Origin of the sequence: Streptomyces fractus (assembly GCF_049844455.1) — a bacterium.
Classification (GTDB): Bacteria; Actinomycetota; Actinomycetes; order Streptomycetales; family Streptomycetaceae; genus Streptomyces; species Streptomyces fractus.
The window spans coordinates 5,080,680-5,097,508 of the sequence record NZ_JBMYHI010000002.1 but is presented as its reverse complement, the minus strand read 5'-3'; the positions used below and the strand labels follow the sequence as shown (position 1 = coordinate 5,097,508).

The 16,829-nt window shown below is 70.3% G+C and carries 17 protein-coding genes and 1 pseudogene; 10 read left to right on the top strand and 8 right to left on the bottom strand.

The window, feature by feature from the left end; translation table 11 throughout:
* Window positions 1–4 precede the first annotated feature (4 nt).
* Together ACP4E5_RS25055 and ACP4E5_RS25050 are read right to left on the bottom strand one after the other, a co-directional pair.
* Window positions 5–640: pseudogene (locus ACP4E5_RS25055) on the bottom strand (DedA family protein); the annotation flags it as partial.
* A 140-nt stretch (window positions 641–780) separates the two neighbouring features.
* Complete coding sequence (locus tag ACP4E5_RS25050) at window positions 781–1,539, bottom strand: MerR family transcriptional regulator (RefSeq protein ID WP_425832311.1); 759 nt, start codon at window positions 1,537–1,539, stop codon at window positions 781–783.
* Window positions 1,540–1,661: 122 nt separating this feature from the next.
* Between ACP4E5_RS25050 and ACP4E5_RS25045 the strand changes: the two genes are divergently transcribed.
* Together ACP4E5_RS25045 and gad are read left to right on the top strand one after the other, a co-directional pair.
* Window positions 1,662–2,954, top strand: coding sequence for an ion channel protein (locus ACP4E5_RS25045; protein WP_425832309.1), 1,293 nt, complete (start codon window positions 1,662–1,664; stop codon window positions 2,952–2,954).
* 50 nt (window positions 2,955–3,004) lie between these two features.
* Window positions 3,005–4,432, top strand: a complete 1,428-nt coding sequence (gene gad, locus ACP4E5_RS25040) for a glutamate decarboxylase (RefSeq protein WP_425832307.1) — start codon at window positions 3,005–3,007, stop codon at window positions 4,430–4,432.
* 12 nt (window positions 4,433–4,444) lie between these two features.
* On the opposite strand, the gene ACP4E5_RS25035 is transcribed toward gad, so the two are convergent.
* Complete coding sequence (locus ACP4E5_RS25035) at window positions 4,445–5,065, bottom strand: PadR family transcriptional regulator (protein WP_425832305.1); 621 nt, start codon at window positions 5,063–5,065, stop codon at window positions 4,445–4,447.
* A 119-nt stretch (window positions 5,066–5,184) separates the two neighbouring features.
* Here ACP4E5_RS25035 and ACP4E5_RS25030 point away from each other — a divergent pair, with 119 nt between their 5' ends.
* The 4 genes from ACP4E5_RS25030 to ACP4E5_RS25015 all read left to right on the top strand — a co-directional run bounded on the left by ACP4E5_RS25030 (window position 5,185) and on the right by ACP4E5_RS25015 (window position 6,826).
* Window positions 5,185–5,565 carry a VOC family protein gene (locus ACP4E5_RS25030; protein ID WP_425832303.1) on the top strand — a complete coding sequence of 127 codons (381 nt, stop codon included), beginning with the start codon at window positions 5,185–5,187 and terminating at the stop codon, window positions 5,563–5,565.
* Between the two features lie 5 nt (window positions 5,566–5,570).
* Window positions 5,571–5,951, top strand: a complete 381-nt coding sequence (locus ACP4E5_RS25025; RefSeq protein ID WP_425832301.1) for a metalloregulator ArsR/SmtB family transcription factor — start codon at window positions 5,571–5,573, stop codon at window positions 5,949–5,951.
* Window positions 5,948–6,418: an SRPBCC family protein gene (locus tag ACP4E5_RS25020; RefSeq protein WP_425832299.1), complete on the top strand. Its 471-nt coding sequence runs from the start codon at window positions 5,948–5,950 to the stop codon at window positions 6,416–6,418. The genes ACP4E5_RS25025 and ACP4E5_RS25020 overlap by 4 nt, the downstream gene beginning before the upstream one ends.
* A gap of 165 nt (window positions 6,419–6,583) precedes the next feature.
* Entirely contained in the window at window positions 6,584–6,826 is a 243-nt protein-coding gene (locus ACP4E5_RS25015; protein ID WP_266711349.1) for a DUF397 domain-containing protein, read from the top strand.
* Between the two features lie 20 nt (window positions 6,827–6,846).
* Here ACP4E5_RS25015 and ACP4E5_RS25010 read toward each other — a convergent pair whose 3' ends face one another.
* Entirely contained in the window at window positions 6,847–7,344 is a 498-nt protein-coding gene (locus ACP4E5_RS25010) for an ATP-binding protein (protein WP_425832297.1), read from the bottom strand.
* Window positions 7,345–7,601: 257 nt separating this feature from the next.
* Between ACP4E5_RS25010 and ACP4E5_RS25005 the strand changes: the two genes are divergently transcribed.
* The 3 genes from ACP4E5_RS25005 to ACP4E5_RS24995 all read left to right on the top strand — a co-directional run bounded on the left by ACP4E5_RS25005 (window position 7,602) and on the right by ACP4E5_RS24995 (window position 10,577).
* On the top strand, window positions 7,602–8,498 hold the full coding sequence (locus tag ACP4E5_RS25005; protein ID WP_425832295.1) for a helix-turn-helix domain-containing protein: 897 nt from the start codon (window positions 7,602–7,604) through the stop codon (window positions 8,496–8,498).
* A 97-nt stretch (window positions 8,499–8,595) separates the two neighbouring features.
* Complete coding sequence (locus ACP4E5_RS25000; RefSeq protein WP_425832293.1) at window positions 8,596–10,053, top strand: aldehyde dehydrogenase family protein; 1,458 nt, start codon at window positions 8,596–8,598, stop codon at window positions 10,051–10,053.
* Window positions 10,054–10,109: 56 nt separating this feature from the next.
* A complete protein-coding gene (locus tag ACP4E5_RS24995) occupies window positions 10,110–10,577 on the top strand; it encodes a hypothetical protein (protein ID WP_425832291.1) in 468 nt (155 codons plus the stop codon).
* Between the two features lies 1 nt (window position 10,578).
* Here ACP4E5_RS24995 and ACP4E5_RS24990 read toward each other — a convergent pair whose 3' ends face one another.
* Both ACP4E5_RS24990 and ACP4E5_RS24985 read right to left on the bottom strand, forming a co-directional pair.
* Window positions 10,579–12,915 (bottom strand): FUSC family protein, encoded by a 2,337-nt coding sequence (locus ACP4E5_RS24990; RefSeq protein WP_425832289.1) that lies wholly within the window; start codon window positions 12,913–12,915, stop codon window positions 10,579–10,581.
* A gap of 42 nt (window positions 12,916–12,957) precedes the next feature.
* Complete coding sequence (locus ACP4E5_RS24985) at window positions 12,958–13,311, bottom strand: ArsR/SmtB family transcription factor (RefSeq protein WP_425832287.1); 354 nt, start codon at window positions 13,309–13,311, stop codon at window positions 12,958–12,960.
* A 172-nt stretch (window positions 13,312–13,483) separates the two neighbouring features.
* On the opposite strand from ACP4E5_RS24985, the gene ACP4E5_RS24980 reads away from it, so the two are divergent.
* Window positions 13,484–14,590 (top strand): Gfo/Idh/MocA family protein, encoded by a 1,107-nt coding sequence (locus ACP4E5_RS24980; RefSeq protein ID WP_425832285.1) that lies wholly within the window; start codon window positions 13,484–13,486, stop codon window positions 14,588–14,590.
* A gap of 8 nt (window positions 14,591–14,598) precedes the next feature.
* On the opposite strand, the gene ACP4E5_RS24975 is transcribed toward ACP4E5_RS24980, so the two are convergent.
* Window positions 14,599–15,714, bottom strand: coding sequence for a DUF2786 domain-containing protein (locus ACP4E5_RS24975; RefSeq protein WP_425832283.1), 1,116 nt, complete (start codon window positions 15,712–15,714; stop codon window positions 14,599–14,601).
* A gap of 83 nt (window positions 15,715–15,797) precedes the next feature.
* Window positions 15,798–16,703 carry a class A beta-lactamase gene (gene bla, locus ACP4E5_RS24970; protein ID WP_425841630.1) on the bottom strand — a complete coding sequence of 302 codons (906 nt, stop codon included), beginning with the start codon at window positions 16,701–16,703 and terminating at the stop codon, window positions 15,798–15,800.
* Window positions 16,704–16,829 lie beyond the last annotated feature (126 nt).

Here is a 16,829-nt window from a genome sequence, read left to right as displayed (position 1 = left end):
CGGACTGTGCCGCCGCCTTCTTCGACTTGCCGCGGGCCCGCAGGAACTCGATCGCGATCGGGACCACCGAGATCAGGACGATCAGGATCAGGATCGCCTCGATGTTCTTGTGCACGAACTCGATGTTGCCGAGCCAGGAGCCGAGCAGCGTCACGCCCGCGCCCCACAGCACGCCGCCGATCACGTTGAACGTGAGGAACGAGCGGTACTTCATGCCCGAGACGCCCGCGATGATCGGCGTGAACGTACGGACGATGGGCACGAAGCGGGCCAGGACCAGGGACTTGGGGCCGTGCTTCTCGAAGAACTCGTGCGCCTTGGTGACGTTCTCCTGCTTGAAGAGCCGGGAGTCCTCCCGCTTGAAGAGGGACGGGCCGACCTTCTTGCCGAACATGTAGCCCGCCTGGTCGCCCAGGATCGCGGCGAGGCAGATCAGCCCGATCGCCCCCCACAGCGGGAAGTCCAGCTGCTTCGAGGTGATCAGCAGGCCCGTGGTGAAGAGCAGCGAGTCACCCGGCAGGAAGAAGCCGATCAGCAGGCCCGACTCGGCGAACACGATGAGCAGCAGGCCCCAGATGCCGAACGTGTTCAGCAGATAGTCCGGGTCCAGCCAGCTTGGTCCTAGAGCAAGCGTCATCACGGGTCCGGACTCCTGGGGGCTTGGGTGACAAAGGCAGGGCAAGGCAATGGCGGTGCAAAGTTATCAACGCCAGTTGTACCTGCCAGGTTCCAGTGGCCCCCTCAGGATGCACTGTGCGGAAACTGTGGCAAACCTGTGGTTCAGCCGTTCCTGACCGAGTTCGCGTGGATCGCGGCGCTCAGATGGTCGGCGACGCCCTCGCCCAGGGCGTCGTAGTACGCCTTGAAGCGTTCGTCGGCCACGTACATGGCGCCGAGGCAGGCGTGCATCTCGTGCGGGCAGTCGTAGAACCACCGGGAGATCTGGTCGCGGTGCTCCTCGGCCAGGTCCATGGCGCGCTCGCCGTCCGCCGGTTCGCCGGCCGTGACGAGGGCCACGTAGCGCGCGAGCCAGTCGTCGTTCTCGGCCTTCATGCGCAGCCAGTCCTCCTTGGAGTACGTCGCGGCCCGCCGCTGCGACTCGGCGTACGCCGCCGTGCCGCCCCAGCGCTGCTCCGTCTCCTCGGAATACTCCACGGGGTCCGTGTCCCCGAAGACCTCGAAGCGCTCTTCCGGTGTGAGCTGGATGCCCATCTTCTGTGCCTCCATGGCGTGTTCGACGGCCTCGGCCATCTTCTGCAGCTTCTCGATGCGGACGGTCAGCAGTTCGTGCTGGCGCCTCAGGTGCTCGCGCGGGTCGGATTCCGGGTCGTCGAGCAGGGCCTGGATCTCGTCGAGCGGGAAGCCGAGCTCCCGGTAGAAGAGGATCCGCTGGAGCCGGTCGAGGTCGGCCTCGCCGTACCGGCGGTGCCCCGCCGTGCTGCGCTCGCTCGGGGCCAGCAGGCCGATCTCGTCGTAGTGGTGCAGGGTGCGCACCGTGATCGCGGCGAAGCGGGCGACCTGACCCACGGAGTAGCTCATCCGCCGCACCTCCTTTCTCGTACGTGATTCACCCTGGGGCCTCACGTGACGTGAGGTGCAAGTCCATTCCTTCGGCGAGTTTTCGGGGTGTTACGCCATTTATGTCCGCTTAGGGTGGCGCCGTGAGCACCCATACCGAGATCGAGTCACCGCCACCGCCCGCCGTCTCCGCTCGCGCCCTGCTCCCGTTCGTCCTGCCCGCGCTGGTGGTGGGTGTCGGATGCAGCGTCCTGTTCCTCGCGCTCGACTGGATCGCGGAGAAGCTGGCCGATCTGGTGTGGGAGGACCTGCCCGACGCCCTCGGCATCGGCGGCTACTCCTCGCTGTGGATCATCGTGATGCTCACCGTCACGGGCGTCCTCGTCGGGCTCGTGGTCTGGAAGGCGCCGGGGCACGCGGGCCCCGACCCGGCGACGATGGGGCTCGGCGGCGAGGCACCGCTGCCGCCGTACGTGCTGCCGGGGCTCGCGCTCGCCGCGGCGCTCATGCTGGCGGGCGGGCCGAGCCTGGGTCCGGAGAACCCGATCATCGCCATCAACGTGGGGCTCGCGTTCTGGCTCGGCAAGAAGCTGGTGCCGAAGTCGCCCGCGACGATGTGGGTGAGCCTGGCGACGGCGGCGACCATCGGCGCCCTGTTCGGCACGCCGATCGCCGCCGCGCTGCTCGTCTCCGAGACGCTGGCCGGCAAGGCGCTGCCGATGAAGGGCTCGCTGTGGGACAACATGTTCGGGCCACTTCTCGCGGCGGCGGCGGGCTCCATGACGACGTCCCTGATCGCCTCGCCCTCCTTCGATCTCGGCCTGCCGCCGCTGAGCGATCCCGACTGGGTCGACCTCCTGTCGTCGATCGTGATCGCGTGCGCGGCCGCGGTGTTCGCGATGGCCGCCGTGTACGCCTTCCCCTACGTGCACCGCGCCTTCGGCCGCCTCGGCCACCCGATGCTGACGCTGCCGCTGGGCGGGCTCGTCCTCGGCCTGCTCGGGGCGCTCGGCGGCGAACTGACCCTGTTCAAGGGGCTCGCGGAGGTCAAGGAGATCGCCGGGTCGCCGGACGGCTGGTCGGCCGGGGAGTTCGCCCTGATGACCGTGGTGAAGCTGGCGGCGCTGCTCATCGCCGCCACGTGCGGGTTCCGGGGCGGGCGGATCTTCCCCGCCGTCTTCGTGGGCGCGGCCTTCGGGCTGTTCGCGCACGCGCTCGTGCCCGGCGTGAACCCGTCGGTCGGCATCGCGGCCGGGGTGCTCGGGGTGCTGCTCGCGGTCACCCGGCAGGGCTGGGTGAGCCTCTTCACGGCGGCCGTCCTGGTCGCGTCCCCCGCGATCATCGCCCTGATGTGCATCGCGTCGCTGCCCGCCTGGCTCCTGGTGACGGGCAGGCCGCAGATGCAACTGTCGGAGGACGGATCGGCGATCCGCTGAGAACGTCGAGAAGTACACAACTTCCCTTTCAAGCAAAGGAGTTGCTCCTCATGCCACCACTGCACCAGAGCCCCGCCGACCGCTACGGCAAGCCCGACGAGCGCCCCGTCTCCGTCAACCCCTTCTACGGGGAGGCGAATCCGACGGCCGGGATGACGGACGCCCCGCCCAAGCACCGGCTGCCGGACGGCCCGCTCGCGCCCACGACCGCGTATCAACTCGTCCGTGACGAACTGATGCTGGACGGGAACGCCCGTCTCAACCTCGCCACCTTCGTGACGACGTGGATGGAGCCGCAGGCCGGCGTCCTCATGGGCGAGTGCCGGGACAAGAACATGATCGACAAGGACGAGTACCCGCGGACGGCGGAGCTGGAGCGGCGCTGCGTCGCCATGCTCGCCGACCTGTGGAACGCGCCCGATCCGTCCACCGCCGTCGGCTGCTCGACCACCGGGTCGAGCGAGGCGTGCATGCTCGCCGGGATGGCACTCAAGCGCCGCTGGGCGCTGCGGAACGCCGACCGCTACCCCTCGCGCGAGGCCCGCCCCAATCTCGTCATGGGCGTGAACGTGCAGGTCTGCTGGGAGAAGTTCTGCAACTTCTGGGAGGTGGAGGCCCGGCAGGTGCCGATGGAGGGCGAGCGGTTCCACCTCGACCCGGCGGCGGCCGCGGAGCTGTGCGACGAGAACACGATCGGCGTCGTCGGCATCCTCGGCTCGACCTTCGACGGTTCGTACGAGCCGATCGCGGAGCTGTGCGCGGCGCTCGACGCGTTGCAGGAGCGGACGGGGCTCGACATCCCCGTGCACGTGGACGGGGCGTCGGGCGCGATGGTGGCGCCGTTCCTCGACCCGGAGCTGGTGTGGGACTTCCGGCTGCCGCGGGTGGCGTCGATCAACACGTCGGGGCACAAGTACGGGCTCGTCTACCCGGGCGTCGGGTGGGCGCTGTGGCGCGACGCGGAGGCCCTGCCGGATGAACTCGTCTTCCGGGTCAACTACTTGGGCGGCGACATGCCGACTTTCGCGCTCAACTTCTCGCGGCCGGGGGCCCAAGTGGTCGCCCAGTACTACACGTTCCTGCGCCTCGGGAGGGAGGGCTACCGGGCCGTCCAGCACGCGACCCGGCAGGTGGCGCGCGGGCTCGCGGAGCGGATCGAGGCGCTAGGCGACTTCCAACTCCTCACGCGGGGCGACGAGTTGCCGGTGTTCGCGTTCACCACGGCACCCGATGTCAAAGCGTTCGACGTGTTCGACGTGTCGCGGCGGCTGCGGGAGCGGGGGTGGCTGGTGCCGGCGTACACGTTCCCGGCGCACCGGGAGGACTTGGCGGTGCTGCGGGTGGTGTGCCGCAACGGCTTCTCGTCCGACCTGGCGGAACTGCTGGTGGAGGACCTGGGGCGGCTGCTGCCGGAGCTGCGACGGCAGCCGCACCCCTTCACGCGGGACAGGTCCGAGGCCACCGGTTTCCACCACTGAGCGGCGCGGCGCTCAGGCCCCCGTCGCGTACGGGTTCTTCTGCCCCTGCGCGAGCACGCCGACGAAGGGTTCGCCCTCGCCCGCGAAGGTGTAGGCGCCGCCCTCGATGCGGGCGATCAGGCCCTTGGTCCACTTGGCGCCGGTGTCGGCCGAGTAGACCCAGTGGTTCATGATCTCGCCGATGTGGCCCAGCTGTTCGGGGCCCTCCTCGGGCGTGTAGTACTCCGTGACGGAGCGCCGCCACTCCGCCATGCGCCGCACCCGCTCCTCGAGCAGGCTCACGACCTCCGCGCGCGGCAGGTCCACCATGCAGCCGAGCGCCGCCGCGAGGTTGTCGGGCCGCTGGTCGTAGGAGGTCAGCGACGCGCGGACCAGGGCGAGGTACTCCTCCTGCCCCTGGTCCGTGAGTTCGTACTCGGTGCGCGGCGGGCCGCCGGCCGTGGAGGGCGCGACCTCGTGGGCGCGCAGCAGCCCTTGCTTCGCCATCTGCTTGAGCGCGTGGTAGATCGAGCCGGGCTTGGCGTTCGACCACTCGTGGGCGCCCCAGTACTCCAGGTCGTTGCGTACTTGATAGCCGTGCGCGCGGCCGTGCTGGCGTACGGCCCCGAGAACCAGCAGGCGGATCGCTGACATGCGGCCCAGCGTAGACGCCGGGGCACAGGGGCCTGCCGCCGGTCAAGCCGGCGCCATGAAACGCGTAGGACGTTCCCTACGTTTGACGCGTAGGTAAAACCCTACGTATCGTCTGGCGCATGAACATCACCCACGCCTCCTTCCTCACCCTCCCCGTCACCGACCAGGACCGCGCCCTGCGCTTCTACGTCGACCGGCTCGGCTTCGAGGTCGTCGTCGACCGCGAGATGCCGCCGGGCCGCTGGTTGCAGGTCGCGCCCGCCGGGGCACAGACCGTCTTCACGCTGGCCGGACCCGGCATGGGCGATTTCACGCCCGGATCGGCGCGGGGGATCATGTTCGTCACGACCGATGTCGACGCCGACTGCGAGCGGCTCAGGGCGGCCGGCGTCGAGGTCAGCGGGCCCGACGACATGCCGTGGGGCCGGATGGCAGGCTTGACCGACCCGGACGGCAACAGCCTGATGCTGATCACCGAGAACGAGACAGGAAGTTTCTGACCGCCATGCCCCCCGCGAGCGCGCGCACCGCCACCGGCCGGAACCAGGACCAGGACCCGACCCCTGACCGGATCTTCGCCGCGCTCGCCAGCGGCACCCGGCGCGAGATCCTGCGTCTGCTGCGGGAGCACGGCCCGCAGCCGGCCGGCGCCGTGGCGAACCGCTTCGACATGGCCCGGCCCAGCCTCTCCGAGCATCTGAGGGTGCTGCGCGAAGCGGGCCTCGTCTCCGAGGAGCGCTCGGGCCGGCAGCGGATCTACCGCCTGGAGGCGGCGCCGCTCGCCGACGTTCAGGACTGGCTGCATCCCTACGAGCGATTCTGGCGGAAGAAGCTGAGTGACCTCAGCGACGTACTGGACGCCATGCCCGACGATGACGCCTCATGAGCATCAGTGAGCCCGACCCGACGCCCGACCCGACCACCATCACCGTCGACCAGTTCTTCCCGCACCCGCCCGACAAGGTGTGGCGCGCACTGACCGAACCCGAGCTGATCCGGCGCTGGATGATGCCGGGAAGCGAACAGTTCCGGCTCGCGGTCGGGCACCGCTACACGATGACTGCGGTGCCGCGCCCCAACACCCAATTCTCCGGCAAGGTCGAGGCAGAGGTTCTCGCCTACGAGGACGGGCGGATGCTGCGGATGCGGTGGGCGGATCGAGATCCGGCCAATTCCGCGGACTGGACGATCACTTGGACGCTGCACGCCGAAGGCCGTGGGACGCGTCTTTTCTTGCTTCATGAAGGATTCGATCCGGACGACCCCGCCCAGGCGATGGCTCGAAAGATCATGGACGGTGGCTGGCGTTCGCATGTAATGCAGGCACTGGGGCAGGCGCTTTCCGAGCTGTAACTGCGAGAACACCCGGCGTGCACGTGCATCTGCCCATGCAAGGGCATATGAACGCAGCTATGATCCTGGACAGTTGGGGCAGTTGATCACTGCTGTCCCGGCTTTCACATTGACCACAGAATCATTCACTGTTACAGCACTGACAGCACCACCGGGGAGCGAACCGTGCACCACGTGTACAACGGCATGGCGGCCACGGAGTTGCACGGAGTGGTCTGGCAGAAGAGCAGGCACAGCAACTCGCAGGGTTCCTGCGTGGAGTTCGCGAAGTTGCCCGGCGGAAGGATCGCCGTGCGCAACTCGAACTTTCCGGAAGGGCCCGCGCTCGTCTATACGCCGGCGGAGATAGAGGCGATGCTCCTCGGCGTCAAGGACGGGGAATTCGACCATCTGACGGCCGGGGCCTGACGTGACATCAAGGGCACTTCTCAGAGTCTGAACAGCGCCCAGACGACTTTCCCGCTCAGAGCCCCGGCCAAGGGGTGCCAGCCCCAGCTGTCGGCGAACGACTCGACGAGGAACAGTCCGCGCCCCGACTCCGCCGAGAAGTCGGCGTCTATGTCCACTTCTTGGGCGACCGGACTGTCGTCACTGGGGTCACGGACCGCGCACACTACGCGCGAAGACCAATGCATCAAGTGCAGGCGTACGGGAGGGTCCTGGGCGCGTGGGGTGTCCGCCGGGAGGCCGTGCCGCATGGCGTTGGTGACCAGTTCGGAGACGACGAGACAGATGTCGTCGAAGCGCTCCAACGCCTCCCAGTCGGCGAGCGTCCTGCGGCTGAACTCCCGTGCGCAGCCCACCGCTTCATAGCGGGCGGGCAGAGCGCAGGACGCGGTGCTGGAGACGGCGGAGGGGTCGACCGGAGGCAGGCTCTGCCTCCACGCGTCTAAAGACTCAAGCATGGTCGATCCGTCCGTCCCCATGCGAGGTACTCCCCAGTTTCGCGGTACGCAGCGAGCGGTGGTGGCGCCATCGTTCCGAATGCGTACAGCGGATGCAAGGGCAGATGCACGTGCACGCGCCCGACTTGAGGGCCCCCGTACCGCTTCTCGCTCATTTCTTCCTACGACTTCTTGCGCATGTAGTTCGTGATCTTTCCGTTTCTGTAACCGAACGAGTACAGGCTGGAGCGTTTTGATGGCAGACTTCGGCCGTGGACCGATGGGGAGGATGAAGAGACGTGACCGCTGGGGAGGCATGGGGGTCGCCCCAGGCGCTGAACTCTGGTGGAGGCTCAGTGGTGCGACGCATCCTGCTGGGCTCACAGCTGAGGCGCCTGCGGGAGTCGCACGGGATCACCCGCGAGGCCGCCGGCTACTCGATTCGCGCCTCCGAATCGAAGATCAGCCGCATGGAGTTGGGACGGGTGAGCTTCAAGACGCGCGATGTCGCCGACCTGCTGACGCTGTACGGAGTGGATGACGAGGCAGAGCGCTCCGCGCTGCTCTCGCTCGCGAAGGAGGCCAACGTCGCGGGCTGGTGGCACAGTTACAGCGACGTGCTGCCCGGCTGGTTCCCGACGTACCTCGGGCTCGAGGGCGCCGCGACTCAAATCCGAGGGTACGAGGCCCAGTTCGTGCACGGCCTGCTGCAGACCGAGGGGTACGCCCACGCGGTCGTCGAGCAGGGCATGAAGGGGGCCGCGCGCGAGGACATCGAGCGACGGGTCGCGCTGCGCATCGAACGGCAGAAGCTGCTGGTCGACGAGCGGGCGCCCGAGGTGCACATCGTGCTCGACGAGGCCACGGTGCGGCGTGTGCAGGGCGGGCGCGAGGTGATGCGCGGACAGCTGGAGCACCTCGTCGAGCTGGCCTCGCTCCCCCATCTGACCCTTCAGATCATGCCGTTCAGCCACGGCTGGCACCCCGGCGAGTCCGGCACGTTCACCATTCTCACGTTCCCGGAGTCCGACCTTTCGGACGTCGTCTTCCTCGAACAGCTCACCAGCGCCCTGTACTTGGACAAGCGCGAGGACGTCGCCCAGTACGAGAAGGCGATGACGGACCTGTCGACCCAGTGCCCCTCGCCCGAGGACAGTGTGCGACTTCTGCGTGACGCGCTGTCCGAATTGGCGTGAGTGTGCTGTGAGTTGACGGATCTCTTGCTGTAACTGCCGTTACCCGCCCGTACGATGACGTGCATCAGAGGTGCCCGGCGCTGCAGCAAGGGATTACATGTCCTACTTCACGGAACTGGACCGGCAATACATCGACGGCTCGTGGCGTCCCGGACGCGGGGCGTGGGACATCATCGACTTCAATCCCTATAACGGGGACAAGCTCGCCTCCATCACCGTCGCCTCCGTGGAGGAGATCGACGAGGCGTACCGCGCGGCCGAGCGGGTCCAGAAGGACTGGGCGAGGACCAACGCGTACGCGCGCCGCGCCGTGTTCGAGCGCGCGCTGCGCCTCCTGGAGGAGCGCGAGGAGGAGATCACCGAGGCGATCATCGACGAGCTCGGTGGTACGCGGGTCAAGGCCGGCTTCGAGCTGCACCTCGCCAAGGAGTTCCTGCGCGAGTCGGTCCAGCTGGCGCTGCGCCCGCGGTGCAGCGTGATCCCCTCGCCCGTGGACGGCAAGGAGAACCGGCTCTACCGGGTGCCGGTCGGGGTGGTGGGCGTGATCTCGCCGTTCAACTTCCCGTTCCTGCTGTCGCTCAAGTCCGTCGCGCCCGCGCTCGCGCTCGGCAACGGTGTGGTCCTCAAGCCGCATCAGAACACCCCGATCACCGGCGGTTCACTGATCGCGAAGCTCTTCGAGGACGCGGGCCTGCCGGCCGGACTGCTCAACGTCGTCATCACCGACATCGCCGAGATAGGCGACGCGTTCCTGACCCACCCCGTACCGAAGGTCATCTCCTTCACCGGCTCCGACCAGGTCGGCAGACATGTCGGGACGGTCTGCGCCGCGCAGTTCAAGCAGTCGATCCTCGAACTCGGCGGCAACAGCGCGCTGACCGTGCTCGACGACGCCGACATCGACTACGCGGTGGACGCCGCGGTCTTCAGCCGGTACGTCCATCAGGGCCAGGTCTGCATGGCGGCGAACCGGATCCTCGTGGACCGCAAGGTGGAGAAGGAGTTCACGGAGAAGTTCGTGGCGAAGGTCTCCTCCCTCAAGACGGGCGACCCGCGCGACCCGGACACCGTCATCGGCCCCGTCATCAACTCCACGCAGGCGGACGCGATCTCGGGCGTCGTCGCCACCGCGGTCGCGGAGGGCGCCACCGCTCTCGTACGCGGGGGTGTGGACGGGAACATGGTGGAACCGGTCGTGCTCACCGGGCTTCCCGCCGACTCCCCCGTCCTGCGGCAGGAGATCTTCGGCCCGGTCGCCCTGCTCATCCCGTTCGACGGGGACGAGGAGGCGGTGCGGATCGCGAACGACACCCCGTACGGGCTGAGCGGAGCCGTGCACACGGGCGACGTGGAGCGCGGCGTGGACTTCGCCCAGCGGATCGACACCGGCATGTTCCATGTGAACGACGGGACCGTGCACGACGAGCCGCTCGTCGCCTTCGGCGGGCAGAAGCAGTCGGGGATCGGGCGGCTCAACGGCGAGGCGACGCTGGAGGCGTTCACCACGCAGAAGTGGATATCGGTGCAGCGGGGGCGCTCGCAGTTCCCGTTCTGAGGCCGTACGGAGTCGTAGTCGTAGTCGTACGTACGCGTAGGAGGAAGGAAGAAGTCGTGCGCAACAGGAACGTACGGGTCGTCGCGGGTGTCGCGGCCGTCGTGGCGGCGCTCGCCGTCGGCGGATGCGGCACGAAGTCCGGGCAGAGCGCGGGGAGTTCATCGGCCTCGCCCGCCGCCGACCGGACCTCCGACGTCGGCGGCTCCGGTGCCGTGCGGGACGCCGAAGGCGTCTGGAGCGCGCACACGGGCGGCACTCCCGTCGTCCTCGCCGTCGGCCGCGAGCAGGCGTCCCTGAGCACCGGCGAGGGACACCTGTGCACCGGGGTCGTGGACGGCGGCGGCAAGCCGGAGTTCAGCCTGCGGTGCGCGGACGGCGACACCGAGCGCACCGCGGGCGTGGTCGAGTCCAACGACGGCCGCACGATGCGGGTGACCTGGGACGCGGGCAAGAAGGACACGTTCAGGAAGACGAAGGACGACGAGCTGCCGAAGGACCTGTCCAGCGGCACCCCGACGAACTGAGTCACCTCTGGTCGCTCGGCTCCCGGGTCATCTCCCGCGTCATCGGCGGTACGTCGGTGTCCAGGGCGTCGGAGAGTTCCTCCAGGGATTCGAGGAACAGCGCCGCCCCGCGGCGCACCACCCGGTCCGGGACGCCCTCGCCGTCCCACGCGTCGAGGGCCTCGCGGACCGGCTTCCAGCGCGGGATCCGGCGCTCGCGGATGGCCTGGGCGCCGTCGCGGGTCGCGGCGCGCAGCGCGTCGGCGAGCGCGTCCGCGGCGGGCACGGGGGTCGTGCCGCGCTCCGGCAGGTGCGCCTCCATCAGCATCACGACGCGGCCGATGTGGTGCAGGGCGTGCGCGGCCTCGTCGGCGGCGGCGTTGGAGAGGCCGCGGTGGCGCACGGGTTCGGTCTTGGCGCGGGCCGCGGCCTGCTCCCAGGCGATGTGCGCGTCACGGGCCCTCAGCAAGGCCTCGCGCACGTCCGGGCAGCTCTTGCCCGCGGGGCTCGCGTAGTGGGCGACGACCGCGGCGGCGTACTCGCCGAGCGCGGCCAGCCAGTCGGCGAGCCGGGTGCGCAGGCGCGGGGTCTCCCAGGCGGGGTACAGGGCGTACGACGTCATCGCGAGCACGCCGCCGACCAGCGTCAGCACGACGCGTTCGGGGACCGTCTGGCTCCACTCCTGGCCGCCCATGCCGAGCAGGAACACCACGTACATGGCGACGCAGCCCTGGGCGGCGAGCTGTCCCGTGCGCATCAGCAGGTACATCAGCCCCGCGCACACCACGGCGAGCACCGCGGAGAGATACGTGCCGGGGTGTGCGAGTTGCAGGATCGCGGTGGCCGCGGTGACACCGACGAGCGTGCCGCCGAACCGGGCCACCGCCCGTGAGTACGTCTGCGAGAAGTCGGGGCGCATGACCATCACGGCGGACATCGGCGCCCAGTAGCCGTGTCCGTACGGGAGGACCTCGCCGATCAGGTACCCGGCCACGGCGACCGCGGCGACGCGATTCGCATGCCGCAAAACCGGCGACCCGGGCCGCGCCTCCCGCCGGATGGCCCGCACAGCAACAGGCAACAAATGAAAAATACTGGGCCGCCGGAGCGGCTGAGCACTATCGAGCCCGTGCGGGGGGTGGACATCATGCCGTGCCTGCGGGGGCTGGGCAATATCAAGCCCCGCCTGCGATTGAGGCGCGGGGTCCGGGGCAGAGCCCCGAGGCGTAGGCGCGACGCCCGCGTCATCCGCACGCGGCACCGTGGTCCGCCCCTGCGGCGACTGGGCAATATCAAGCCCCGCCGGCGATTGAGGCGCGGGGTCCGGGGCGGAGCCCCGTGGCGTAGGCGCGGCGCCCGCGTCATCGGCGGGCCGGACCCCGCCCGCCGTCTCCAGAACGTCCCGGAGGAGCGAGCCCAGCCGCGTCGCAGCCCGCTGCGGCGGCCCGGAAAGAATCGCCCCGGTATCCGGGGACCGAAACGCCGCGATCGCATCCGGCGGCACCTTCACCGGCGAACCATGCCGGATGGCCCTCGCCGCGGCGTCCAGAATCGCCCCCGCCGCGGCAAGCAACTCCCGCACCCGGTCCCGCTCCGGCCCCTCCTCCGGCACCCCGACCGCCGGATCCGCGAGCGAGGCCAGCACCGGACGGATCCGCTCCGCGAGCCCCCGCGCACCGTGCAGCTGCGCGGGCCGGGTGCGCGCCTGCCGCGGCGTGAGCGCCGCCGCGTTCCGGGCCAACATCAGCGGCTCGGGATCGAACGCGGCGACCGCGTCGTGCCGCAGCCGCCGCGCGTAGTCGGCCTCCGCGGCGAGCGCGTCGGCGAGCGCGTCGCGGTGCGCCCCCCATCTGCGTACGGGAAAGAGGATCACCAGCGTCGCCTGGACCAGGCCGCCGAAGACCATCATCGCCGCGTGCCCCGCGGCCTCGGCGATCGTCGTCGGCAGCGTGATGGTCACGAGCATCATCGCGACGTTCGACGACGCCATGATGCCGATGGTCGGCCCCGCCGCCCACGCGAGGCCGGCGAGATACGTCCACAGCGCGAGCAGCGGCAGGAAGAAGACGAGGTGGGAGCCGGTGAGGTAGCCGAGGAACGTCGAGACGCCGAGGCTCGCGCCGGAGGCGAGCGCGAGTTCGGGACGCGGCCGCCAGCTGCGCTGGAACGTGGCGATCGCCGCCTGGAACGCCCCGAAGGCGGAACCGGCCGCCACCGCGGGACCGAACAGCGACAAGCTCACCGCGAGGACGATCGCGAGCCCCGCGGCGCCGCGCAGGGCGATCAGCGGTTCGAGGCGCTTGCGCTCCACGGTCAGGCCCGAGCGCGTGGTCACCTTCAACGCCCGGAACCAGCTCATTTCGCCAGAATACGGGCATCGACCGATCCGGACGGCGAGGCTCTACTCCCCTTCGCGGAGCACCAGGTCCAGGAGGCCGGGGAAACGGGCGTCGAACTCGGCGCGGCGCAGCCGATTGAGCCGCCTGGGCCCGGCGTCCCGCTGTTCGAGCAGGCCCGCCTCCCGGAGCACGGAGAAGTGCCGGCTCAGCGTCGCCTTGGTGACCGGCACGTCGAAGGTGCCGCAGGTGCGCTCCCAGTCGGCGGCCCCGGCCAGCTCACGGACGAGCGTGCGGCGCACCGGGTCGGCGAGCGCGACGAGCGCCGCCTCCAGGGGGACGTCCGCCGGATCGGCGTGCACGGGCGCCGCCCGGTGACCGCCCGCCGTACCTTCTGTCGCCGCCCGCGCCACCGCCATGCCGTCCTCCCTGTTCCCCAATGAGCTCTCGGATGATCGCTTCCGGATGGTCACTTCCGGAGGATCCACGCCCTGAACACCCTTGCCGAGTGTTCGACGCCATGCATACACTCCGAATGTTCGTAGATCATCGAACATTCTAGTGCCTCGCCGCCTCTTGGAGGAGTCCGCCATGCCCCAGTCCCAGCAGCCGCCCGTCCGCGTGGGCATCGTCGGCCTCTCCGCCAGGCGTGGCTGGGCCTCCCGTGCCCACCTGCCCGCGCTGCGGCAGCTCAAGGGTTTCGAAGTGCGCGCGCTCTCCGCGAGCAGCGCCGAGTCCGCGCGGGCGGCCGCCGAGAAGTACGGCATCGCCCACTCCTTCGGCACGGCCGCCGAGCTGGCCGCCTCCGACGAGGTCGACCTCGTCGTGGTCACGGTCAAGGTGCCGGACCACCGGGAGATCATCGAGTCCGCCCTCGCCGCCGGGAAGGCGGTGTTCTCCGAGTGGCCGCTGGGCGTCGGGCTCGCCGAGGCCGAAGGTCTCGCCGCGCTCGCCGACGGCCGCGGCCTTCGCACGTTCACCGGGCTTCAGGCCCGGTCCGCCCCGCTCGTGCGGCATCTGCGCGACCTGATCGCGGACGGCTACGTCGGCGAGGTGCTGTCCACCAGCATGGTGGGGTCCGGGCGCGGCTGGGGAGCGGAGGTGCCGGAGGGCTCCGCGTATCTCCTGGACCGGGCCAACGGGGCGCACATGCTGACCATCCCGTTCGGGCACACGCTCGACGGACTGGTCTCGGTGCTGGGCGACTTCGACGAGGCGGCCCAGGTCAGCGCCGTCACCGCCACCCGGCGCCGGGAGCTGAAGGACCCGCGCACCGGCGACATCCACCGGCCCGACGTCCCCGACCAGGTGGTGCTCGGCGGGGTGCTCGCCTCCGGCGCGGTGGCCTCCGTGCACTTCCGGGGCGGTCAATCGCGGGGCACGAACTTCCACTGGGAGATCAACGGCACCGAGGGCGACCTGGTCGTGACCGGCGACCACGGCCATCTGCAACTGGGCGACTACACCCTCACCGGGGCCCGCGGCTCCGCCACCGAGCGCACCGAAATCACCGTCCCCGAGCGCTACTTCGAGCCCGAGCTCGCGGAGCTGCGCGGCACCGACGCCTACAACGTCGGCGCCGCCTACGCCCAGCTCCGCCGCGACCTGGCCGACGGCACGTCCGTCGTCCCCGACTTCGCACACGCCGTCCGCCACCACCGCCTGCTCGACCGCATCGAGCGCGCGGCGACGGCCTAGGTTCTGGTTCACCCGTCGAGGCGGGCCCGCTGCGCCGCCTCGACGCCCTGCTCCCAGCCGGCCCCGTCCGTGACGCCCCTCATTCGGGTCGTCACGGTCTCGGGGAACATCTCCTCGGCCCGCCCCGTGACCGCGACGTCCCGCGCCGCGAGCACCGGCAGCGCCTCGCCCGCCTCACCCGTCACCCGCTCGGATACGGCGGCGAGCCGGTCCCCGATCCGGTGCGCGTACGCGGCGAGGAACGACTGCCGGAACGTCTTCGTACGCTTCCTGCCGCCCGCCCGCTGCTCGGCCTCCGCGCGCGTCATCGCCGCCGTGGCCTGCACGAGCAGCGACGTGTACAGCACCTCCACGACCTCCAGGTCCGGCTCGAAGCCGACCACGGTCGAGAATCCGAACGCCGAGTTCCACACCGCGCGGCAGCGATTGGCGCCGGCCACCGCGTCGAGGAGGACCGCCTTCGCCGTCTCGTAGGGCGCGTCGACGCCGATCCGGCAGGCGGCGGGCGCGTCCTTCGCGTGCGTACGGGAGGCGAGCAGCGCCTCGTCGACCGAGTGCCGGGCCATCAGCTCCTGCGCCTTCGCCGACAGCGCCTCCGCCTCCGGCGGGTACCCGGTCCGCTCCGCCTTGGCGAGCAGTGCGCGGATCTTCGCCAGAGCGCGCGGCTCACCCGCCACGGGGACGGTGATCGACTCGCCCGGTATCGGCCCGACCGGCTCGATGGCGGGCAGCCGCGCGAGCAGCCGGTACAGCTCCAGGGTGCTGGTGGCGTACGAGAACCGGTCCACGCGCGCGGGCCCCTCGGCCGGGAGGTCGGCGAGCTGGGCGGCCCAGCGCGGCGGCAGGTTCGCGTACCGCTCGGTCTCGCTGCGGATCAGGCGGGCCGCGAGCCGTTCGTGGCTCCCGTCCAGGCCCTCCCGTACGACCATCCGCAGCACGTCGGCCGGCTGCCAGCCGCGCTCCCACGCCCGCCGCACGAACTCCCGCCCCCGCTGGGCGAGTTCCGCGTCGGCGGACGGGTCGGCGGCGAGCAGCGAGGCGCCGGTGTCGAGGTCGCCGCCGTCGTGCAGGGATGCGGCGAGGGCCCGCTCGACCGTGCTGTCACTGCTCGTACCGCTGCTCATACCGCCATGGTCTCAGCCGGGTCCGACAACTCGGGCCGTGAGGCCATGGCGGCGAGGTCAGGCGGTGCGGTCAGGCCGTGAGGTCAGGTGGTCAGGGACTCCACGATCAGTTCGGCCGCCCGCGCCACGAGCGGGCTGTCACCCTCGGCGTCCTTGTCCGGCTTGGTCGACAGGACGGAGAGGATCACCGGCGCCCCGTCCGGCGTCCAGGCGATGCCGACGTCGTTGGCGGTGCCGTACGAGCCCGTGCCGGTCTTGTCGCCGAGCACCCAGTCGGCGGGCAGGGCCGCACGGAAGCGTTCACCACTGGTGGTGTTGGCGAGCAGCCACCTGGTCAGGCGGTCGCGGTCGGCGGGGGCGAGGGCGCCGCCGATGACCAGGCGCGCGTACGTCGTACCGATCGCGCGGGGCGTCGTGGTGTCGGTGACGCGGCCCGGCTCGGCCGAGTTCAGCTCCGGTTCCCAGCGGTCGAGGCGGGTCGTGCGGTCACCGGTCGAGCGGGCGAAGCGGGTGACCGCGGTGGGGTCACCGAGGTACTTCATAAGGAGGTTGGCCGCGGTGTTGTCGCTGTACGAGATCGCGGCGCCGCACAGCTCGTCGACCGTCATGCCGTGCGCGAGGTTCTCCTCCTTCCCGGTGACGGGGGCGCCGCCCGCGCGGTCGATGTCGGCCTGCGTGTAGTGGACGCGGCGGGCCAGGAACTCGCCGTGCCGGTCGAGGTCGCGCAGCACGGCGGCGACGGCGAGCGTCTTGAACGTCGAGCACATGGGGAAGCGTTCGTCCGCGCGGTGCCGGACACCGCGCCCGCTGCGGAGGTCGTGCGCGAACACGCCGAGGCGCGCTCCGTGCCTGCGCTCAAGAGCGGCGAAGCGGCCGTCGCCGGCACGTACGGTGCCGGTCGCCGCTCGGGCGGTGGCGGTGCCGGCGAGCGCGGTGGCGCCGAGGGCGGTAGCGGTGGTGAGGACGGCGCGGCGGGTGGTGGACACGATGGCGGGTGGTCCTTTCTGCGCAACGATGATCTTTATCTACCGGTACGAGTACGAGGACGATCTTGCCCACCCGAACGGTTGCGCCCCCACCGAGATGCCAGGGGCCGCCGCGACATGCGAGGCTCG